Genomic DNA, 19,577 nt, shown 5'->3' with positions numbered 1-19,577 from the left:
CGACCGGACCTTGGGGGGATGGGTCCGATCGGCGGCGGGGTCGCCGGCGCACCGGGCCGACGTGCGTCCGGGCAGGACGGGGGTGGGACCTGCCCGGGAAACGTCGGCCGGCCCTGCTTCAGGCGGCGACACCCCCATAACGTCCGACCATCCGCTGACGTTCCCCGGCAAGAGATCACTTGCCGTGGCGTCGCTCACGTTCTGCCAGGTCAGCGCCACGACGGTAGCGTCAGGGAATGATCGGACTGCCCGACGCCATCACCGCCTGCCTGTTCGACCTCGACGGTGTGCTGACCGGCACCGCGGCCCAGCACGAGGCCTCCTGGCAGAAGACCTTCGACGACGTCCTCGCCGACCGGCCGGAAGGGGACCGCCGCCCCTTCACTCACGGGGACTACCTCGCCCACGTCGACGGCCGCCCCCGCGCTGACGGCGTGCGCGCCTTCCTCACCGCCCGCGGCATCACCCTCCCCGAGGGCACCCCGGACGACCCGCCCGACATGGCGACGGTGCACGGCGTTGGCAACCGCAAGAACGAGATGCTGCTGGACATCCTCGCCGACCAGGGCGTCGAGCCGTACGCGGGATCGGTGGCCTACCTCAAGGCCGCCCGTGAGGCGGGACTGGCCATCGGGGTGGTCACCTCCTCGGCCAACGGCGCCACGGTGCTGGCCGCGGCCCACCTCGACGAGTACGTCCAGGCCCGCGTCGACGGCGTGGTCATCGCCCGCGACGGCCTGGCGGGCAAGCCCGCCCCCGACTCGTTCCTGGCGGGCGCCGCCGCGCTGGGCGTGGCCCCCGCCAACGCCGCGGTGTTCGAGGACGCGCTCTCCGGCGTCGCCGCGGGCAAGGCGGGCGGGTTCGGCTACATCGTGGGCGTCGACCGCACCGGCCAGGGCGACGCGCTGCGGGCCCAGGGCGCCGACATCGTGGTGACCGACCTCGCCGACCTGCTGGTGGCCCCGTGACGCCGGGCTTCGAGTGCGCCCCGTGGCACCTGCGCTGGAACGGCCTCGCCGTGGGAGACCTGCACCGCACCGAGTCGACCTTCGCCCTCGGCAACGGCCACATCGGCCTGCGGGGCACCCTGGACGAGGGCGAGCCCGTCGGCCTGCCCGGCACCTACCTCAACGGCTTCTACGAGGAGCACGAACTCCTCTACGCCGAAGCCGGGTACGGCTACCCCGAGGCCGGGCAGACCATCGTCAACGTCACCGACGGCAAGATCATCCGCCTGCTGGTCGAGGACGAGCCCCTGGACATGCGCTACGGCAGGGCCACCGCCCACCAGCGCACCCTCGACTTCCGCACCGGCGTCCTGAGCCGCGAGACCGACTGGGAGTCCCCCACCGGCGCGCGCATCCGGGTGCGCTCACAGCGGCTGGTGTCCTTCACCCAGCGCGCGGTGGCCGCGATCCGCTACGAGGTCGAGCCGCTCGAGCGCCCGCTGCAGCTCGTGGTGCAGTCCGACCTGCTGGCCAACGAGCCCATCGGCACCGAGACGCGGGACCCGAGGGTGGCCGCCGCCCTGCGCGACCCGCTGGTCGCCGACCACCAGCACGGCGGGGACACCCGGGCGATCCTGGTGCACCACACCCGCGAGTCCGGCCTGCGCGTCGCCGCGGGCATGGACCACGACCTCGCGGCCCCGGACAACCTGCGCAGCGCCATGAGCATCGAACCCGACCTGGCCCGCCTCACCGCCGCGGTGGACGTCAGGCCGGGGGAAAGCCTGCGCCTGACCAAGTACCTCGGCTACGGCTGGTCCGGCGCGCGGTCGGCGCCCGCGCTGCGCGCGCAGGTGGAGGCGGCGCTGGCAGGCGCGCGGCAGACCGGCTGGGACGGGCTGCTGGCCGAGCAGCGCGCGTTCCTCGACGACTTCTGGGAGGTCGCCGACGTCGAGGTCGACGGCGACCCGCACCTGCAGCAGGCGCTGCGCTTCGCCCTGTTCCACATCGTGCAGGCAGGCGTGCGCGGGGAGAACCGGGCCATCCCCGGCAAGGGCCTGACCGGCCCCGGCTACGACGGGCACGCCTTCTGGGACTCCGAGACCTTCGTGCTGCCCGTGCTGACCTACACCGTTCCCGACGCCGCCCGCGACGCCCTGCGCTGGCGGTACAACACGCTGCCCAAGGCCAGGGAGCGCGCCCGGGTGCTGGGCAAGAAGGGCGCGGCGTTCCCGTGGCGCTCCATCAACGGCGCCGAGGGCTCGGCGTACTGGCCCGCCGGGACCGCGGCCTTCCACGTCTCCTCGGCCATCGCCGCCGCGGTGGCGCGCTACACCGCCGCCACCGAGGACACCGAGTTCGACGCGCGGGAGGGCGTCGAACTGCTGGTGGAGACCGCGCGGCTGTGGATGTCGCTGGGCCACCACGACCCGCACGACGGCTTCCGCATCGACGGCATCACCGGGCCGGACGAGTACAGCGCCGTGGTGGACAACAACATCTACACCAACGTCATGGCCCAGAAGAACCTCACCGAGGCGGTGGCGGCCTGTCGGCGCAACCCCGGCGCCGCCGAGCGCCTGGAGGTCGGCGAGGACGAGACCTCGGCGTGGACGGCCGCCGCCGAGCGCATGTGCGTCCCCTACGACGACATGCTGGGGGTGCACCCGCAGTCGGAAGGCTTCACCTCGCACGAGGAGTGGGACTTCGCGGGCACTCCCGAGGACCACTACCCGCTGATGCTGCACTACCCCTACTTCGACCTCTACCGCAGGCAAGTGGTCAAGCAGGCGGACCTGGTGCTGGCCCTGCACCTGCGCGGCGACCTCTTCACGCTGGAGCAGAAGGCGGCGGACTTCGCCTACTACGAGGCGCGCACGGTCCGGGACTCGTCCCTGTCGGCGGGCACGCAGGCCGTGGTCGCCGCCGAGTGCGGCCACCTCGACCTCGCCTACGACTACCTCGTCGAGGCCGCCATGACCGACTTGCGGGACCTGCACGGGAACGTCCGCCACGGGCTGCACATGGCCTCGCTGGCCGGGGCGTGGACGGGGGTCGTCGCGGGCATCGGCGGGATGCGCGACCACGGCGGCGAGCTGACCTTCGCGCCCCGGCTGCCCGCGAAGCTGGCCAGGGTGTCGTTCCGGATGTGCTGGCGGGGCAGCAGGATCAGGGTCGAGGTCGTCCGGGACACCGCCTGCTACCGCCTGGTCTCCGGGCCGCCGGTGACGGTGAGCCACCACGGCACGCCGGTGGAGATGGGCGAGGAGCCGGTGACGCTGAACATCCCGCCCGGGCCCGTCTTCCCCACCCCGACCCCACCGCCGGGGCGGGAGCCGAGGCCGCACTGAAACGAAACAGCGCGGCTGCCCACACCAGGGCAGCCGCGCTGATCAACCAGAGAAGACCGGACCGCTATGAACGACGCGCCAGCAGCGACAACGCGGTGGTGAGGGCGGTGTGCGCCGCCTCGACCCGACGGGCCCGCAGGTGCCCGCGGGCCGCGCCCACGGCCTCGGCGGCGGGCAGGACCACGCACGTGTCACCGATCGCCGCGGTGCGGGCCAGGGCGCCGAGCAGGTCGTCGGCCACGGCGTCGCAGCCGGGGGCCGGGCCGTCCAGGCCCGCCAGCGCGGCCTCGACGGCGCGGCGCAGGTCCAAGCCGGGTGATGGCGATCCGAACACGGGTGGTGCGTCCAACTGGCGGGTCATCGGTGGCTCCTGGAATGGCGGCCCGCGCCGTTGCGGGTCGGTGTAAGGGGAGCGTGCATCGCACCCGAGCGGACTGCCGCTCGGGCCACCCGGAGGGGTGACACCAGATGATAGTCCCGAGTGGACTAAGGAAGATCAGGCAGGTCGCCGCGGGCGGCCTCAAGGGCGTTCGCCGCGGCGCCCACGTCACCCGCGCGCAGCGCCGCGATCCCGCGGCGGACGTCGGTGACAGCGGCGCTGAGCAGGCACGTCTCGCCAAGGGCCGCGGCCCAGGCCAGACCTGCGGTCAGTTCGGCGACCGCCGCCGGGGCGCTCAGGTCGGCCAGTGCCCGGTCCACCGAGAGGGCCAGGCGCAGGCCGGGACGCGCGTGCCGTGACCCGCCCGGCCGAGCGGCGGCGGTGAAGCGCGTGCGCGGGGCGGCGATGTCCGCGTCGGTCGGGCGCACGTTGAGCGTTGGGTCTGTTGTGGACATAAGGGTCATGAGGGGCGGCCTCGATTCGTCTGGGGGCGGCGGCACCATCGTTTACCCTACTGCGGTTGAGGTGAAACTCACCGACTCGGTTATCGACGACTTGGTTAAGTCGTCGCTTCGTCGCACAGGCGTTCGAATTCGCGTTGCCGTCGGCACCTTTGCGGCGCTCCCCGCTCGACGGTACCGGTGATCCGGAACTGGCTCCGCTGACCGGAATCCGCCGTGTCTCCCCTGTCCACCACCGCCCGGGTCGACCCGCTCCCGGGCTGACTCCCCGGCGCCGATGAGCTATTCGCCGACCTTCCCGAATCGGTTCCGTAAGGCCAGACGCCGCCGGTTTGGCATCCGGTTCCACCCGCTCGTCATCCAATGCCCACCCTTCCCTCTCCTTGCGCTTTTGACGTCCCGAGGACGCGACCACGACCACCTTGTCGTTTCACCCACCCATCACCCCTATGACTGCTCGTCAAGCCCGAACCCGCACGAGCGCCGCCTGTCGAATAAAGCACATTATCTTGATAGTTGTATGCCTAAATTGCCCTCTTGGTTGCCAGCCGACACCGCCGCCGCTATCTTGAAACTGGATAGGATGTTGCGAGGTCAGGAGCGCCGACGATGGACGCGGGAGATGTGGGCAGGCTGCTGTTCGGCAGGCCGAGCAGGCTGCGCCTGGCCCTGTGGATTCACCAGCACGCGGGGCCGCGCTTCTACCAGTCCGAGCCGCCCAAGACGGTGATCGCGCAGAGCGCCACCGGGGTCGAGCTGACCCGCCTCGTCGACCTCGGCATGCTCACCGAGTACCGCGAGCCCGCCAACCGCCGCGTCTACTACGAACGCACCCGCAGCCCGCTGTGGTCGATCATCTCCGCGGCGTCGAAGGTGGTCGACCCGGTCGACAAGTAGCCACCGCGCGGACCAGCGCTGAGGAACCCTCGGGTGGGGACTTTCGACCCGGTTCCCTGGCCGCCCGCTCCGCGTACGCTTTCGCCACTCGGTTGACCGAAACCGCGCCGGAGGGGCACGCCGTGGCCGCATCGACACCCGTCCGCCGGTACCCGCTGCCGTGACCGAACCGGACCCCCGGCGCCTGTCCGGGCCCGCCGACCTGCGCAATCGGCCCGATTTCGCCGAACTGCTGCGCACCCTGTGCCGCCAGGCCGCGGGCGATGTCCACCTCGACCTGTCCGAGATGGACTTCGTCGACGTCTGGGCCGCGGCGGCGCTGGTGGAGGCCGCGTCGACGCTGGCCGGTGGCGAGCTGGTGTTGCACAACCCGCCCGCGGCGCTGCGCAGGCTGCTGGAGGTGCTGGGCACACCACCCGGGCTGCGGTTAGACCCCTAGAGCCGCGCGGACCTCGTCGTCGGTCACCTGGGAGAAGTCGGCGTACCACTGGCCGACGGCGGAGAAGCGCCTGGGCGCGCGGACGCAGACGAAGTCGTCGGCGTCGAGCGCCTCGCCGGTCCCGGCGGGCGCGACCGGGGTGGCGACCACGACCCGCGCCGCGCCGCGGCCGCGGACCACCCGCACCGCGGCGGCCATCGTCGCGCCGGTGGCGATCCCGTCGTCGACGAGGATGGCCACCCGGCCGGTCAGGTCGCGCGGGGCGGCGGCACCGCGCAGCGCCGCGGCGCGGCGGGCCACGGCGGCGCGCTCGCGCTCGGCGACGGGTTCCACCTCGGCCCACTCGATGCCCAGGTCGGCCAGGACGTGGTCCATCCGGACCGTGACCCCCTGCTCGCCGACGGCCCCCACGGCCAGTTCGGCCCGGCCGGGGGCGCCCACCTTGCGCACGACGACGACGTCGAGTTCGGCGCGCAGGGCCGCGGCCACCTCGGCGGCCACCGGCACTCCCCCGCGCGGCAGCCCCAGCACGATGGGGTCGTCCAAGCCCAGCCGGGCCAGGGACCGGGCCAGCACCCGGCCCGCTTCAGCCCGGTCGGCGAACCGCATCCGCCCAGTCTGCATGACCTCCCGCGTAATGGCTTGATCAGCGGACCATCCCTACCGTCTCAACCATGACGACCGCACAGGTTCCCGTGGGCGCGCTGCTGCGGCAGTGGCGAGAGCACCGCAGGCTCAGCCAGCTCGACCTGTCGCTGCAGGCCGACGTCTCCACCCGGCACCTCAGCTTCGTGGAGACCGGCAGGGCCCTGCCGAGCCGGGACATGGTCCTGATCCTCGGCGAGAGCCTGGACCTGCCGCTGCGCGACCGCAACCGCATGCTGCTGGCCGCCGGTTACGCCCCCCTGTTCAGCCAGACCCCGCTGGACGACCCCGGGATGTCCGCCATCCGCCGCGCCGCCCGGCACGCCCTCGCCGGGCACGACCCGTTCCCGGCGGTGATGGTCGACGGCGGGTGGCGCGTGGTCGAGTCCAACGCAGGCCTCGACGCCCTGCTCGTCGGCGTGGCCCCCGGCCTGCTGACCCCGCCGATCAACGCGCTGCGCGTCAGCCTGCACCCGGACGGGCTGGCGGGGCGCATCGTGAACCTGGCCCAGTGGCGCGACCACGTCCTCAACCGGCTGCGCCGCAAGATCGCCCTCACCGCCGACGAGTCCCTCGGCGAGCTCTACGACGAGCTGTGCGCCTACCCCGGCGACATCCCCCGCGCGGGCCCGAACGACGACGTCGTCGTGCCGCTGCGTCTGCGCCACGACGACAGCGTGCTCACCTTCCTCGGCACCGTGACCACCTTCGGCGGCGCCACCGACGTCACCGTCTCGGAACTGTCGATCGAGGCCCTGTTCCCCGCCGACGCCACCACGGCGCAGGCGTTCCGCAGCTAATCGGTCATGCCCGTGTCGTGCCGGCGGCGCAGTCGGGCCCCCCGGCGCTGGATCGCCCCGGCGCCCTAAGCGGCCAGCCAGGAGGCGATCAGGAACGCGTCGATGGAGTCCGGGCGGGTGGGCAGGTCGGCGATTTCCGCGCGGGTGAACCAGCGGGCGTCGGTGAGTTCCCTGCCGTCGACGGCGATGTGGTCGGAGAGCGCCACGGCGCGGAAGCCGACCATGAGGCCGGCGGGGAACGGCCAGGACTGCGAGCCGAGGTAGCCGACCTCGCCGACCGAGACCCCCGCCTCCTCGGCGACCTCGCGGCGCACCGCGTCCTCCAGGCTCTCGCCGATCTCCACGAAACCGGCGAGGGTCGAGTAGCCCGCCGCGGCGGTGTGGCGGGCGAGCAGGCAGCGGTCGCCGTGCTCGACCAGGGCGATGACGGCGGGCTCGATGCGCGGGAACAGCTCGCGCGCGCAGCCGGCGCACACCCGCCGGTGCCCGCCGTCGCGGACCTCGGCCGGGTGCCCGCAGGCGCCGCAGTGGCGCTGGGTGCGGTGCCAGTGCAGGAGTCCGCGGGCGTAGGCCAGGCGGGTGGCGTCCTCGCGGGAGACGGTGCCGTACAGCGCCCGGATGTCCACGCTGCCCGGGTCGTCCACATCGGACAGGTCGGCGGCGAACAGGGGCGCGTGGTCGCGGCCGAGGAACACCGCGTCCACAGGGGCCGCGGTGGTGCGCGGGAGGCCGTCGGCGGCGACGACGCAGCGGTCGCGCCAGAAGAGGAGGCAGCGGGCGCCGGGGGCGCCGCGCGCGGCGGCCAGCCACCGCGGGTCGGCGCGGTGGGCGCCCGCGCGGTCGAGGGTCAGTCCGGTGTACGGCAGGGCGTGAGCGTCACTGATCACCCGTCCAGCCTAGGCGGCGGATGACCGGTCGTGCCTGTCCCGTGAAGACGAGGATCTGGACAACGGACCGAACCGGCGAGTAGGTTGCTAAGCGCTTGCTTAGTTCCGTTTGATCGGAGGAGTGCCGTGCCCGAGTCCCGCACCGCCATCGTCACCGGGTCCGCCCGGGGGATCGGGGCCGCCGTGGCCCTGCGCCTGGCCAAGGACGGACACGCGGTGGCCGTGGTCGACCTCGATGAGGCGGCCTGCGCGAACACCGTCGAGGCGATCACGGCCGCGGGCGGGCGGGCGCTCGCCGTGGGCGCCGATGTCGGGGACGCCGAGGCGGTGCGGGCCGCGGTGGCGCGGGTGGCCGCCGAGCTGGGCGCGCCGACCGTGCTGGTCAACAACGCGGGCGTGCTCAGGGACAACCTGCTGTTCAAGATGACCGACGACGACTGGGACACGGTCATGACCGTGCACCTGCGCGGCTCGTTCCTCATGGCCCGCGAGGTGCAGAAGCACCAGGTCGAGCAGAAGTTCGGCCGGGTCGTGAACCTCTCGAGCACCTCGGCGCTCGGCAACCGCGGCCAGGCCAACTACGCCACCGCCAAGGCCGGGTTGCAGGGGCTGACCAAGACCCTGGCCATCGAGCTGGGCAAGTTCGGCGTGACGGCGAACGCGATCGCGCCGGGGTTCATCGAGACCGAGATGACCGCCGCCACCGCCGCCCGCGTCGGCGTGCCGTTCGAGGACTTCAAGGCCGCCGCCGCGGCCGCCATCCCGGTCGGGCGCACCGGCAAGCCCGAGGACATCGCCGCGCTGGCGTCGTTCCTGTGCGGGCCGGAGTCCGGGTTCATCTCCGGGCAGGTCATCTACGTCGCGGGCGGGCCGAGGAACTGATGCGCGTCTTCACCGGGATCGACGACCTCACCGCCGCCGTCGGCGAGCACCTCGGCCACGGCGACTGGCTGGAGGTCACCCAGGAGCGGGTGCAGGAGTTCGCCGACGCCACCGGCGACCACCAGTGGATTCACCTGGACATCGATCGTGCCGCCGCGGGCCCCTTCGGTGGCACGATCGCCCACGGCTACCTGACGCTGTCGCTGGTGCCGCTGCTGGGACGCGGCATCTACCGGTTCGAGGGGTTCCAGGCCGGGATCAACTACGGTTTGAACAAGGTCCGCTTCCCGACCGCGGTCAAGGTCGGCGCGCGGGTGCGGATGGGCTCGGAGCTGCTGGAGGTCACGGCGGCCAAGTTCGGCGTGCAGGCGGTGTTCCGGCAGACCGTCGACATCGACGGCGAGGCCAAGCCCGGCTGCGTGGCCGACACCGTCGTGCTGCTGGTGCCGTGAGGGGACAACGATGACCTGGACGACCGAGGCGCTGCGCGAGCGCGTCGCCGACTTCCTGGCCGAGCACGACCCGGCCACCACCGACCGGCTGGAGTTCCTGCGCGCCCGCTTCGACGCGGGCCTGGCGTGGGTGCACTTCCCCGAGGGCCTCGGCGGCCTCGGCGCGCCGATCGCCCTGCACCCCGTGGTCGAGTCCGCGCTGGCCGACGCGGGCGCGCCGGACAACGACCCGCGGCGCATCGGGATCGGCCTGGGCATGGCCGCCCCGACGATCCTCAAGCACGGCACCGACGAGCAGCGGGCCCGGTTCCTGCGTCCGCTGTGGACCGGTGAGGAGGTGTGGTGCCAGCTGTTCTCCGAGCCCGGCGCGGGTTCCGACCTCGCGGGCCTGGCCACCCGCGCCCGCCGCGACGGCGATGACTGGGTGGTGACCGGGCAGAAGGTGTGGACCTCGAGCGCGCACACCGCCCGCTGGGCCATCCTCGTCACCCGCACCGATCCCGACGTGCCCAAGCACGCGGGCATGACCTACTTCGTGTGCGACATGACCGCGCCGGGCGTGGACGTGCGACCGCTGCGCCAGATCACCGGCGAGGCGGAGTTCAACGAGGTCTTCCTCACCGACGTCCGCGTCCCCGACGCCCACCGCCTCGGCGCGGTCGGCGACGGCTGGCGGGTCGCGCAGACCACGCTGATGAACGAGCGCGTCGCCATCGGCTCGCGGCCGATGCCCCGCGAGGGCGGCATGGTCGGCGTCGTCGCCAAGACCTGGCGGGACAACCCATCGCTGCGCACGCCGGAACTGCACGAGCGGCTGCTGGCGCTGTGGGTGGAGAGCGAGGCCCTGCGGCTGGCCGGGCAGCGGCTGCGCGAGGGCCTGGCCGCAGGCTCGCCGGGGCCGGAGGGCTCGGCGATGAAGCTGGCCTTCGCCCGGCTCGCGCAGCGGCTCTCGGGCCTGGAGGTCGAGCTGCTGGCCGAGGACGGCCTGCGCTACGGCGACTGGGCGCTGCGCCGCCCGGACACCGTGGACTTCACCGGCGGTGACGCCGGCTACCGCTACCTGCGCGCCAAGGGCAACTCCATCGAGGGCGGCACGTCGGAGATCCTGCGCGGGATCATCGCCGAGCGCGTGCTCGGGCTGCCCGCCGAGGCCAGGGTGGACAAGGACGTGCCGTGGAAGGACCTGCCCCGATGAGCCTGCTGGACACCGACGTCGAGACCCAGCTGCGGGCCGCGGTCGCCGAGCTGCTGGCCGACCGCGCCACCGCGGTCGCGGTGCTGGACCGGATCGAGGGCGACGGCCCCGACCCGACCCCATGGTCGGCCCCGTGGCCAGCCCTGTGGTCGGCCCTCGCCAGGGACATGGGCGTCACGTCGCTGCCGGTCCCGGAGTCGCTCGGCGGGCAGGGCGCGGGCTGGCGCGAGGCGGCCGTGGTGGCCGAGGAGCTGGGCCGCGCCGTGGCGCCGGTCCCGTTCCTGGGCAGCGCCGTGCTGGCCACCGCCGCGCTGCTGCACCTGCGGGAGGACCCGGCCGCGGCGGCGGCGCTGCGGGCGCTGGCCGCGGGTGAGGCCACCGCGGCGCTGGTGGTTCCGCTGTCGTCCTGGGCGGACGGGCCCCTGCCGTCGGTGCGGGTCGACGGGGACAGGCTGACCGGGACCGTGCGCAGCGTGGCGGACGCGGGCATGGCGTCGCTGTTCCTCGTTCCCGCCGACGGCGCCCTGTGGCTGGCCGAGCACGCCGAGGTCACCGCGGTGAGCTCGCTGGACCTGACCCGCCCGGTCGCCGACGTGACCTTCGCCGGGGTGCCCGCCACCCGCCTGCGGGGCTCGGGCGCGGTGCCGCACGCGCTGCGGGTGGGCGCGGCCGTCCTGGCGGCCGAGCAGGTGGGGATCGCCGAGTGGTGTCTGACGACGACGGTGGCGTACCTGAAGCAGCGCTACCAGTTCGGGCGCCCGGTCGGGTCGTTCCAGGCGCTCAAGCACCGCCTCGCCGACCTGTGGCAGGAGATCGTCCTGGCCCGCGCCACCGCCAAGGCCGCCGCGGACGCGCTGGACTCCGGTGTGGACAGTGCCCTGCTGGCGCACAGCGCGCAGTCGCTGTGCGCGGAGGTCGCGGTGCGCGCCGCCGAGGAATGCCTCCAGCTGCACGGCGGCATCGGGATGACGTGGGAGCACCCGGTCCACCTGTACCTCAAGCGCGCCAAGGCCGACGAGATCGCCCTCGGCACGCCCGGCCGCCACCGCGCCGCGCTGGCCCCGCTCGTGGACCTGCCGGGATGACCGACCCGCTGCCCGTCGAGCTGTGGCCGGACGTCCGACCGGACGCGGCGCGCAGGCTCATGGCCGCCGCCGTGGCCGCCTTCGGCGAGCGCGGCTTCCACGCCACGACGACGCGGGACATCGCCATGGCGGCGGGGATGAGCCCGGCGGCGCTGTACGTGCACTTCCCGTCCAAGGCGGCGGTGTTGTCGGCGATCAGCCGCAGTGGGCACGAGAAGGCGCTGGCCATGGTGACCTCGGCGGCGGGCGGTCCCGGCCTGCCCGCCGCGCGGATGCGGACGCTGGTGGCGGAGTTCGTCGCCTGGCACGCGCGGCGGCACCGGGTGGCGCGGATCGTGCAGTACGAGCTGTCGGCCCTGCCCCAGCCGGATTACGACGTGGTGGTGGATCTGCGCAGGCAGACGGAACGAGTGGTGCGCGGGCTGATCGAGGAGGGCGTGGCGGCGGGGGCGTTCACCACCCCCGACATCCGCTCCGCCGCGCGTGCCGTGCTGTCCCTGGGCATCGACGTCGCCCGCTGGTACACCCCGGACGCCAAACCGGACCCGGAGACGCTGGGCGAGCAGTACGCCGCCCTGGTCCTCTCGATGCTGGGCGCGGCAGCCTGACCACTACTTCGGGGTGCGAAAACGTCTGGAAAGTGGGCAGCTCCACGGGAACGCGGCCGCCCGGCCGAGCCGGGCGGGCGGACCAGGTGCTCAGACGAACCGAGAAGGCAGGGGATGAGCCCTGGTGGGCCGACCCCCTGCCTTCCGGACTAGGGCGCGCAGGCCAGCTTGGCTGAGGCCCAGTCGCCGTGGTCGCTGCCGATGCCGTCGCCGCCGTCGGCCAGGACGAGGTCGAGGGTGTCGACCCCGGTGACGTCGACCTCGACCGGCAGCGCGGCCGAGGTGCCGCGCAGGACCGGGGAGGCGTACTTCTCCGTGCCGTCGCCGATGACCGTGAACACCACCGAGCCGCGCCCGGCCATCTCGTCGTCGACGCCGAGGACCGCGGTGAGGCGGGTGCACCGGCGGCCGAGGTTGACCGTCACCGTGGACGGGGCGTGGGCGCCCAGCCCCTTCGCGTGCACCAGGCCGTCGACGGTGAGCGGGTTGCCGTCGCCGCCCGCGCTCTCGTTGTTGCTGCGGTCGCGCTCGACCGGGCCCCAGCCGTTCGTCGCGTCGATCCACTCCAGGTCGCTGACCCACGCCTGGCCGCGCGGGGCGGGCGGGCGGGGCCGGTCGTGGACCGTCGCGGCGAAGAACCCGATGGTGGACCCGGCGGGCAGCCGGACCGCCGCCGCGCTCTTGCCGGGTGTCAGCTCGACGGTGGTGTAGAAGACCCGGTAGTCGACGTCGGTGTTGGCCAGGCCGCTCGGGGTGTGCCTGCCCTTGACCGAGACGGCGAGCTTCGCCCCGCCGGTGCCCGGGTCCTGGAACGACCAGTTCGGGACCTGCAGGGCGTGGCTGGACTCGGTGCCGTCGGTGTAGCGGACGACGACCGTGCCGGTGGCGTTGGTGCTCGACCCGGAGGCCAGGAACGCCAGGTGGCTGCCCTGGCCCTCGACCAGGATCGGGGCCGAGGCGCCGCGCACCATGTTCGGGGTGCCGGGCGCGCCGCTCGGCCAGGTGAAGGCGGCGCCGTTGGCGGTCACCTCGGCGCCCGGGGTGTAGCCCGCCGCCGCCAGCGCTTCGGCCGGGAAGCTGTTGCCGTCGCTGTCGAAGCGGCCCGCGGCCACGGTCGCGGCGTCGGTCACGCCGACGGTGTTGGCCGCGGCGGACATCGACGCGAAGGGCAGCAGGGCGTTGGCCGCGGTGCTGACCGTGCGCCGCTGGTTGGCGCGGCCCAGGTAGGTGGCGTCGAGGCGCAGGGTGCGGTCACCGGGCTCCGCGGTCGCGGCGGGGGTGACGGCCAGGGTGGCGCTGACCCGCTGACCGGGCGCGACCTGGGCGAAAGCGGGACGCGCCGTGGTCGTCCAGCCCGCGGGCAGGGCCGGGGTCAGCCGCACGTCGCGCAGGGTGGCGGTGCCGTTGTTGGTGAAGGTGGCCTCGACCTCGGTGGGCGTGCCCGGCGCGTTCCACAGGGCCGGTCCCGTCAGTCCCGCGGTGGCGAAGCCGTCGGCGACGTGCGGGCCGCCGCCGATCGAACTGGCCCCACGCAGGGTCACCGTGGCGGCGGTGTCGGTGCCCACGGGGGCGGTCTTGACGCGCACCACTCCCCCGCGGTCCTCCGCGTCGTAGAACCAGCCGGTGGCGGCGGCGTCGTGGGCGGCCCGGGTGGGGTGCCGGGTCAGCTTGCCCGCCATGTCGACGTGGTTCGGCGCCCGTCCGGTGTGGACTGTCAGCTCGTACGGGCGGCTGGCCGCTTTCCCGTTGTAGGAGCCGACGCTCGCACCGATGCGGACGCTGACGTCGCCGCGGTCGGACTCCGGGGCGGTGACGTCGAAGCGCTGGGTGGCCGCGGCGCCGTCGCGGTGGGCGCGAGTGAGCCGGTCGTCCTCGTAGAGGGTGAACGAGGAGCGACCCCGCGGGTAGACGTCCAGGGTCAGCCGGTCGCCAGGGGCCTGCTGGGCGTGCCCGGTGATGCCCGCCCGCCACATCGGCACGACCGCGCCCGCCTTGACGAACAGCGGCAGCCGCTCCAGCGGGGCGTGGTAGCCGTCCACTGTGGTCGGACCATGGTGGACGCGGCCGCTCCAGTAGTCGACCCACTGCCCCTCGGGCAGGTAGATCCCGTTCTTCACCTCGCCGGTGTCCCACATCGGGGCGACCAGGAACTCCTGCCCGGCGAGGAACTGGTGCTTGGTGGTGTCGTCCCAGGTCTTCGGGTCCTCGGGGTACTCCAGGATCAGCGAGCGGTTGATGGGCGCGCCGGTGCGGTGGGCCTCGGCGGCGTAGCTGTAGAGGTAGGGCAGCAGGCGCTCGCGCAGCTGCAGGTACTCCCGGTTGATGCCGGTGTACGGGTCGCCGTAGGCCCACGGCTGCTTGAACTTCGGCGTCGACCAGCCGCTCATCGTCATCAGGGCCGGGGTGAACGCCTTCCACTGCAGGTCGCGCGCGTAGCTGACGGCCGAGCCGCCGAAGATGCCGTCGATGTCGCCCGCGGCGTAGGCGATGCCGGAGTTGCCCGAGCCGTGGATGGCCGGGATCTGCCAGGGGATGTTGGCCAGGGTGCCGCTGTGGTCGCCGGTCCACTGCACGGCGCAGCGCTGCGCGCCCGCCCAGCCCTCGACCATCCAGGAGTACCCGCGCGCGTCGCTGTGCGCCTCGATGCCGCCGTGCGCGGTGTCGCAGGCGCTCAGGGCGTGCCGGTAGCCGGGGCCGACCCAGGCGACGTCGAGCTTGCGCACGCGCACCCCGGCCGCGCCGACCTCCTCGGGCTGGCGGTCGAGGCTGGCCTCGGTCCACAGTCCCATCTGGATTCCGCGCTCTCGCAGACCCTCGCCGGTCTCGACGAGCGCGGGCAGGTCGCGGGTGCCGACGTAGCGCTCCACGCCGCCGGGGTTCGGGTTGGGGACGTAGGCGTCGCGGTCGGCGGAGTAGCCGCAGCCGTAGTCGTCGTTGACCAGCATCCAGCCCGCGGGCATCCGCTCGTCGCGGAACCGCTGGGCGATCGCGACCGCGTCGGTGGTGATCTCCTTGTCCGGGTGGTACTTCCAGTCGTTGTTCGGGTCGGGGTCGAGGCCAGGGCGGTAGTGGCCGCGGTTGTAGCAGTCGGAGTCGCCGTACTCCATGCCGTAGATCGGCGGGAGGAAGGGGCGCCCGGTCAGCTCGGTGTAGCGGTCCAGGGAGGTCTTGAGGTCGCCGACGAAGAAGTAGGCGTCGAAGCGGCGCTCGTCGTGGGTGGTGGCGACGGGGTCGGTGAAGGCGTAGCGGCCGGGGGCGAAGGTGTTGCGCAGGACGCCGTAGCCCGCGGTGCTCATGTAGTAGGGCGAGGCGTTGGGGTTGCCGCCGTCGTCCCAGTCGAAGTCGCGGGTGATGCGGATGCTCTGGCCGCGGTGGGAGAACCGGCCGTTCTGCATCCCGCCGCCGACGTACTGCTCCAGCGGCTGGCGGGTCAGCGTCTGGGTGGCGGCGTTGTCGGTCCAGGACAGCGGCGCGGTCTCCGCCCAGATCTGCCTGCCGCCCTGGTGCAGGGCGAAGCGCAGCGGGTTCTTGTAGGCGCGGACCTCGGCTTTGGCGGTGCTGATCGAGTAGTGGTCGCCCCTGTCCTCGGTCGTGACCGCGGGCGTGGGGTAGTCCCGCTTGACCACGATGGCCGAGGCGGGCGCCTCCGGGTCCCGCGGCGGCGTGCTCGCGGGGTCGGTGAACTCGCCGTCGGGCGCCAGCCACAGGCGGAACACGTCGTCCTTGAGGAACACGACCCGCACGGCCGCCTTCCCGGCGGTGAGCGTGACGGTCCCCTGGTCGACGCCGAACCCGGTCACCGCGCCGAGCCGGTCGGCGTCCTGGGCGGCGGCGGGCGTCCCGACCAGGGGGATGGCCAGAGCAACAGCGGCGAGCCCGGCGATCCACCGCTTCCGATGTATGAAGATGCTCATTACGGCCCCTTAGCGAGCAATGGCGAACAGTTGTCGCCATTCTTAGCGCATGAGGCGACCGCTGTCACTACCCCGGGCAGCACTGAGCCGGAGCAGCCGTGACAGGCGGCTCCGGCTCGGCGGGGTGGGCCTCAGCCCAGGCGCACGGTCGCGTGCATCTCCCAGACCAGGACCTCCGCGCCGTCGTGACCAGCGGTGATCCGCTGGCCGCCGGTCGCGGTGACGCGCGCGGCGTCGCCGGTGGAGAGCGCGTCGCCGCCCTCCAGGGTGGCGGAGCCGACCGGGACGAAGACGTGCGTGAACGGCGCGTCGGGGACGGTGGCCGATTCGCCCGGCTGGAGGCGGGCGGCGTGGAGGGTGGCGTGGCGCTGCCCGATCGCGATGGCCGCCTCCCGCGCCGGGTCGCCGGAGGCGATCGGGACGAAGCCGCCGCCGAGCAGGTCCGCGTCGATCTCGCGCTGCTCGTAGCCCGGCGCGCCGCCGGCCTCGTCCGGGACCACCCACATCTGGACGAAGTGGACCGGCTCCTCGTGCGCGGGCGCGCCGGTCAGGCGCCAGGAGTCGTTCTTCTCCGAGTGCAGAATCCCCTTGCCCGCACTCATCCGCTGCGCCAGTCCCGGGTGGATGACCCCGTTGTGCCCCTCGGAATCCTGGTGCACCAGGGCTCCGCGCAGAACCCAGGTGATGATTTCCATGTCGCGGTGCGGATGGGTGTCGAAACCGGCGCCGGGCGCGACGATGTCGTCGTTGTTGACCAGCAGCAGGCCGAAGTGGGTGTTGTCGGCGGAGTGATGGCGGCCGAAGGAGAACGAGTGCTTGGAGTCGAGCCAGCCGATGCGGGTCGCGAAGCGCTCGTCGGCGCGGCGGATGTCGATGCCGGTCATACCACTGCCTCTCCGTACATCTCGCCGAGCGGGTCGGCGATCAACTCGACGCGGGCGCCGTCGGGGTCCTTGAAGTACACCGACGTGCCGCTCTCCTCGGCGTACTCCACCCCCGCGGCCGAGAGCCGCGCCTTGGCGGCGGCCCACTGCTCGGCGGTGACCGAGATGGCCAGGTGGTGCAGCCCGCCCAGCACCTCGGCGTAGGGGCCGAGGTCGAGGCCGGGCAGGTCGAAGAAGGCCAACGCGTTGCCGTTGCCGACGTCGAAGAAGAAGTGCGTCGAGCCCGGGTAGTCGCGGTTCTCGAACATCTCGGTCAGCGGGAAGCCGAGGACGTCCTGGTAGAACTCGACGGTCCGCCGGACGTCGCCGGAGATCAGCGCGGTGTGGTGGATGCCGCGGGCCGCCGCGGCGGGCCGCTCGGCCTTCTCCAGCATCAGCTCGGCGCGCAGCCGGTCGCGGATCGCGTCGTACTCGGCCACTTGGGTCTCGGTCAGTGCCATCACGGCCCCCTCTCACTAGTTCACACGTCAACTACAGTACCAGCACTGGTTGACATGTCAACTAGGTCAGATCACGTGCACCTCCACCCCCTCGGCCTGGAAGGCGGCGATGGCCTCCGGCGAGGCGCCCGCGTCGGTGATGAGCAGGTGCATCGCGGTGGTCGGGCAGATCTGGGCGAAGGCGTGCATCCCGATCTTGGAGCTGTCGGCGATCACCGCGACCCGGCGGGCCCGGTCGGCCATCAGCCGGTTGATGCTGGCCTCGCCCTCGTTGTGGGCGTAGGCGCCGTCGGCGGGGTCGACCGCGTCCACGCCGAGGAACACCAGGTCCAGGGTGATCTCGTCGAGGATGCGGGTGGCCAGCGGGCCGATCAGCTCGAAGGACTGCGGGCGGGCCACCCCCCCGGTCACCACGATCTTGACGTGCGGGCGCACCGCCAGCTCGTTGGCGATGTTGAGCGCGTTGGTCACCACCGTCAGCGCGGGCTCCTCCGACGCGCTCAGGTCGGGGCGGATGGCCAGGGCGCGGGCGATCTCGGTGGTCGTCGTGCCGCCGTTGAGGCCGACCACCGAGCCGCGGGCGACCAGCGCGGCGGCGGCCTTGCCGATGCGCTCCTTCTCGGTGGCGTGGCGGGCGGTCTTGTAGCGCAGGGGCAGGTCGTAGGCGACGTTGTTGGCGACCGCGCCGCCGCGGGTGCGGGTGAGCAGCTGCTGCTCGGCGAGGTGGTCGAGGTCCCGGCGGATCGTGGCGGCGGACACACCCAGCTCCTCGGCCAGATCGTCCACATCGACCTTGCCGCGCTGCCCCAGGATGTCGAGCAGCGTGCTGAGACGCTCGTACCGGTCCACCGTCACCTCCACTTGTGCGCATCACCGCCGCGCGATCATGCGCGGTGCTGCAAAGTATCGTCCACTCCGGGCGGGGACAACGCCGAACCGCTTGGCATCGCCTGCGTCTTCGCGCAAGATTCCCCCCGGGTGCGAGCGCGAGCGCGCACAGTCGACCTGGGAAGGACGGGCATGGCAGCCGAGTCGCACGTGGTGGCGGTGGACGTGGGCGGGACGTCGGTGAAGGCGGCGCTCGTCGACCGGGACCTGACGCCGGTCGAGGTGCTGCGCGAGCCGACCAGGCGCGTCGACGGGGCGGTGGACACCGCCCACCTCGCCGACCTGATCGGCAGGCTGGCCGCGTCCGCCCGGGTGGTCGGCGTGGGCGTCGCGGTGCCCGGGATCGTGGACGACGCCACCGGGCACGTGCACACCGCGGTGAACCTCGGCTGGCGCGATGTCCCCCTGCGCGCGGAGCTGGCCGGGCTGACCGGCTTGCCGCTGCTGGTCCGCCACGACGTGCGCACCGGCGGCCTGGCCGAGTTCACCGTCGGCGCGGCCGCGGGCGAGGCCGACGCGGTGTTCCTGCCCATCGGCACCGGCATCGCCGCCGCGTTCCAGGTCGACGGCCACTCCCTGGCGGCGGGCGGCTACGCGGGCGAGATCGGGCACATGGTGGTCGACCCGGCGGGACTGCCGTGCAACTGCGGCGCCCGGGGCTGCCTGGAGACGCTGGCCGCGGCCCCGGCGGTGTCCCGCCGCTACGCCGAGCGCACCGGCCGGGCGGCCGAGGCCGCCGAGGTCGCGGCCCTGCTGCCCACCGGCGACCCGGACGCCGCCGCGGTGTGGGCCGACGCCGTCGCCGCCCTCGGCACCGCGCTGGCCGCGGCCGTCACCGTGGTCGGCTCCTCGGTCGTCGTCCTGGGCGGCGGCCTCGCCGAGGCGGGGGCGGCGCTGATCGATCCCGTGCGGGAGGACCTGCACGCCCGGCTGACCTTCCAGCGCAGGCCCCGGGTGGTGCGGGCGGCCTTCGGCCAGGACGCCGGCCGCGCGGGCGCCGCCCTCCTGGGCTGGCAGGCCGCAGCCGAGTGATCCCGGCCAGCGGAGGCAACCTTCGACCGAACACTCGCCGCCTGGGCGCGGCCCTACTGGGCAGGCAAGCCGCGACCAAGTAATCCCCGGCCAGTGGGCGGCCCTTCGGCCAAGACACCGGATGCGTGGGGCGCCAACCTGCCGGGCAGGCAGGCAGCAGCCGAATAACCTCCCGGCCAGCGCGGACAGCCTCTGACCAGATACTCGCCGCCTAGACGAGTAATGCGTAAGTCGAGGCGGTGGCTGGAGACGGGCGAAGGGTGTTCAAGATCAGTTTGTGACGACCGACCTGAACACCCTTCTCACCGCACTCTACGTCAAGATCGACGAC

Annotated in this window: 19 protein-coding genes; 11 read left to right on the top strand and 8 right to left on the bottom strand. The window is 73.2% G+C overall.

Translation table 11 applies throughout. From position 1 onward, the window contains the following. Positions 1-236: 236 nt before the first annotated feature. Together ACTG9Q_RS13620 and ACTG9Q_RS13615 are read left to right on the top strand one after the other, a co-directional pair. On the top strand, positions 237-968 hold the full coding sequence (locus ACTG9Q_RS13620; protein ID WP_455573106.1) for an HAD family hydrolase: 732 nt from the start codon (positions 237-239) through the stop codon (positions 966-968). Beyond that, on the top strand, positions 965-3,298 hold the full coding sequence (locus ACTG9Q_RS13615; protein WP_455573105.1) for a glycoside hydrolase family 65 protein: 2,334 nt from the start codon (positions 965-967) through the stop codon (positions 3,296-3,298). Before ACTG9Q_RS13620 ends, ACTG9Q_RS13615 begins: the two co-directional genes overlap by 4 nt. A gap of 64 nt (positions 3,299-3,362) precedes the next feature. On the opposite strand, the gene ACTG9Q_RS13610 is transcribed toward ACTG9Q_RS13615, so the two are convergent. Next, positions 3,363-3,659, bottom strand: coding sequence for a hypothetical protein (locus ACTG9Q_RS13610; RefSeq protein ID WP_455573104.1), 297 nt, complete (start codon positions 3,657-3,659; stop codon positions 3,363-3,365). A gap of 125 nt (positions 3,660-3,784) precedes the next feature. Further along, on the bottom strand, positions 3,785-4,132 hold the full coding sequence (locus tag ACTG9Q_RS13605) for a hypothetical protein (RefSeq protein WP_455573103.1): 348 nt from the start codon (positions 4,130-4,132) through the stop codon (positions 3,785-3,787). 615 nt (positions 4,133-4,747) lie between these two features. On the opposite strand from ACTG9Q_RS13605, the gene ACTG9Q_RS13600 reads away from it, so the two are divergent. Beyond that, positions 4,748-5,035, top strand: coding sequence for a hypothetical protein (locus ACTG9Q_RS13600; protein ID WP_455573102.1), 288 nt, complete (start codon positions 4,748-4,750; stop codon positions 5,033-5,035). A 160-nt stretch (positions 5,036-5,195) separates the two neighbouring features. Next, entirely contained in the window at positions 5,196-5,474 is a 279-nt protein-coding gene (locus ACTG9Q_RS13595; RefSeq protein ID WP_455573101.1) for an STAS domain-containing protein, read from the top strand. On the opposite strand, the gene ACTG9Q_RS13590 is transcribed toward ACTG9Q_RS13595, so the two are convergent. Continuing rightward, a complete protein-coding gene (locus ACTG9Q_RS13590) occupies positions 5,463-6,083 on the bottom strand; it encodes a phosphoribosyltransferase (RefSeq protein WP_455573100.1) in 621 nt (206 codons plus the stop codon). The two genes, ACTG9Q_RS13595 and ACTG9Q_RS13590, sit on opposite strands and share 12 nt — an antisense overlap. 65 nt (positions 6,084-6,148) lie before the next feature. Here ACTG9Q_RS13590 and ACTG9Q_RS13585 point away from each other — a divergent pair, with 65 nt between their 5' ends. Then, the gene (locus tag ACTG9Q_RS13585) at positions 6,149-6,919 is read left to right on the top strand and encodes a helix-turn-helix domain-containing protein (RefSeq protein ID WP_455573099.1); all 771 of its coding nucleotides are present in this window, start codon (positions 6,149-6,151) and stop codon (positions 6,917-6,919) included. A gap of 65 nt (positions 6,920-6,984) precedes the next feature. On the opposite strand, the gene nudC is transcribed toward ACTG9Q_RS13585, so the two are convergent. Beyond that, on the bottom strand, positions 6,985-7,806 hold the full coding sequence (gene nudC / locus ACTG9Q_RS13580; protein WP_455573098.1) for an NAD(+) diphosphatase: 822 nt from the start codon (positions 7,804-7,806) through the stop codon (positions 6,985-6,987). A gap of 126 nt (positions 7,807-7,932) precedes the next feature. Here nudC and fabG point away from each other — a divergent pair, with 126 nt between their 5' ends. Genes fabG through ACTG9Q_RS13555 form a run of 5 tightly spaced genes read left to right on the top strand, consistent with a single transcriptional unit; the run spans position 7,933 to position 12,028 of the window. Continuing rightward, a complete protein-coding gene (gene fabG / locus ACTG9Q_RS13575; protein ID WP_455573097.1) occupies positions 7,933-8,688 on the top strand; it encodes a 3-oxoacyl-ACP reductase FabG in 756 nt (251 codons plus the stop codon). Next, positions 8,688-9,140, top strand: a complete 453-nt coding sequence (locus ACTG9Q_RS13570) for a MaoC family dehydratase (protein ID WP_455573096.1) — start codon at positions 8,688-8,690, stop codon at positions 9,138-9,140. The genes fabG and ACTG9Q_RS13570 overlap by 1 nt, the downstream gene beginning before the upstream one ends. A gap of 10 nt (positions 9,141-9,150) precedes the next feature. Beyond that, positions 9,151-10,335, top strand: a complete 1,185-nt coding sequence (locus tag ACTG9Q_RS13565) for an acyl-CoA dehydrogenase family protein (RefSeq protein ID WP_455573095.1) — start codon at positions 9,151-9,153, stop codon at positions 10,333-10,335. Further along, a complete protein-coding gene (locus ACTG9Q_RS13560) occupies positions 10,332-11,420 on the top strand; it encodes an acyl-CoA dehydrogenase family protein (protein WP_455573094.1) in 1,089 nt (362 codons plus the stop codon). Before ACTG9Q_RS13565 ends, ACTG9Q_RS13560 begins: the two co-directional genes overlap by 4 nt. Further along, positions 11,417-12,028, top strand: coding sequence for a TetR/AcrR family transcriptional regulator (locus ACTG9Q_RS13555; RefSeq protein WP_455573093.1), 612 nt, complete (start codon positions 11,417-11,419; stop codon positions 12,026-12,028). The genes ACTG9Q_RS13560 and ACTG9Q_RS13555 overlap by 4 nt, the downstream gene beginning before the upstream one ends. 149 nt (positions 12,029-12,177) lie before the next feature. Here ACTG9Q_RS13555 and ACTG9Q_RS13550 read toward each other — a convergent pair whose 3' ends face one another. The 4 genes from ACTG9Q_RS13550 to ACTG9Q_RS13535 all read right to left on the bottom strand — a co-directional run bounded on the left by ACTG9Q_RS13550 (position 12,178) and on the right by ACTG9Q_RS13535 (position 18,175). Next, positions 12,178-15,942, bottom strand: a complete 3,765-nt coding sequence (locus ACTG9Q_RS13550) for an NPCBM/NEW2 domain-containing protein (protein WP_455573092.1) — start codon at positions 15,940-15,942, stop codon at positions 12,178-12,180. Between the two features lie 131 nt (positions 15,943-16,073). Then, positions 16,074-16,826: a pirin family protein gene (locus ACTG9Q_RS13545; protein ID WP_455573091.1), complete on the bottom strand. Its 753-nt coding sequence runs from the start codon at positions 16,824-16,826 to the stop codon at positions 16,074-16,076. After that, entirely contained in the window at positions 16,823-17,326 is a 504-nt protein-coding gene (locus ACTG9Q_RS13540; RefSeq protein ID WP_455573090.1) for a VOC family protein, read from the bottom strand. The genes ACTG9Q_RS13545 and ACTG9Q_RS13540 overlap by 4 nt, the downstream gene beginning before the upstream one ends. Before the next feature lie 66 nt (positions 17,327-17,392). Beyond that, positions 17,393-18,175 (bottom strand): DeoR/GlpR family DNA-binding transcription regulator, encoded by a 783-nt coding sequence (locus ACTG9Q_RS13535; protein ID WP_455573089.1) that lies wholly within the window; start codon positions 18,173-18,175, stop codon positions 17,393-17,395. 171 nt (positions 18,176-18,346) lie between these two features. On the opposite strand from ACTG9Q_RS13535, the gene ACTG9Q_RS13530 reads away from it, so the two are divergent. Further along, entirely contained in the window at positions 18,347-19,246 is a 900-nt protein-coding gene (locus ACTG9Q_RS13530) for an ROK family protein (RefSeq protein WP_455573088.1), read from the top strand. The last annotated feature ends 331 nt before the right edge of the window (positions 19,247-19,577 follow it).

This window comes from Actinokineospora lacus (assembly GCF_053813445.1).
Note: the sequence above shows the minus strand (reverse complement) of the source record. Positions and strands in the feature narration are given on the sequence as shown.

Bases quoted from the DNA above. Each gene is read 5' to 3' on its own strand.
- ACTG9Q_RS13620 (WP_455573106.1), top strand. From the start codon at position 237: ATGATCGGACTGCCCGACGCCATCACCGCCTGCCTGTTCGACCTCGAC.
- ACTG9Q_RS13610 (WP_455573104.1), bottom strand. From the start codon at position 3,659: ATGACCCGCCAGTTGGACGCACCACCCGTGTTCGGATCGCCATCACCC.
- ACTG9Q_RS13605 (WP_455573103.1), bottom strand. From the start codon at position 4,132: ATGTCCACAACAGACCCAACGCTCAACGTGCGCCCGACCGACGCGGAC.
- ACTG9Q_RS13600 (WP_455573102.1), top strand. From the start codon at position 4,748: ATGGACGCGGGAGATGTGGGCAGGCTGCTGTTCGGCAGGCCGAGCAGG.
- ACTG9Q_RS13590 (WP_455573100.1), bottom strand. From the start codon at position 6,083: ATGCGGTTCGCCGACCGGGCTGAAGCGGGCCGGGTGCTGGCCCGGTCC.
- ACTG9Q_RS13585 (WP_455573099.1), top strand. From the start codon at position 6,149: ATGACGACCGCACAGGTTCCCGTGGGCGCGCTGCTGCGGCAGTGGCGA.
- ACTG9Q_RS13570 (WP_455573096.1), top strand. From the start codon at position 8,688: ATGCGCGTCTTCACCGGGATCGACGACCTCACCGCCGCCGTCGGCGAG.
- ACTG9Q_RS13565 (WP_455573095.1), top strand. From the start codon at position 9,151: ATGACCTGGACGACCGAGGCGCTGCGCGAGCGCGTCGCCGACTTCCTG.
- ACTG9Q_RS13560 (WP_455573094.1), top strand. From the start codon at position 10,332: ATGAGCCTGCTGGACACCGACGTCGAGACCCAGCTGCGGGCCGCGGTC.
- ACTG9Q_RS13555 (WP_455573093.1), top strand. From the start codon at position 11,417: ATGACCGACCCGCTGCCCGTCGAGCTGTGGCCGGACGTCCGACCGGAC.
- ACTG9Q_RS13550 (WP_455573092.1), bottom strand. From the start codon at position 15,942: ATGAGCATCTTCATACATCGGAAGCGGTGGATCGCCGGGCTCGCCGCT.
- ACTG9Q_RS13545 (WP_455573091.1), bottom strand. From the start codon at position 16,826: ATGACCGGCATCGACATCCGCCGCGCCGACGAGCGCTTCGCGACCCGC.
- ACTG9Q_RS13540 (WP_455573090.1), bottom strand. From the start codon at position 17,326: ATGGCACTGACCGAGACCCAAGTGGCCGAGTACGACGCGATCCGCGAC.
- ACTG9Q_RS13530 (WP_455573088.1), top strand. From the start codon at position 18,347: ATGGCAGCCGAGTCGCACGTGGTGGCGGTGGACGTGGGCGGGACGTCG.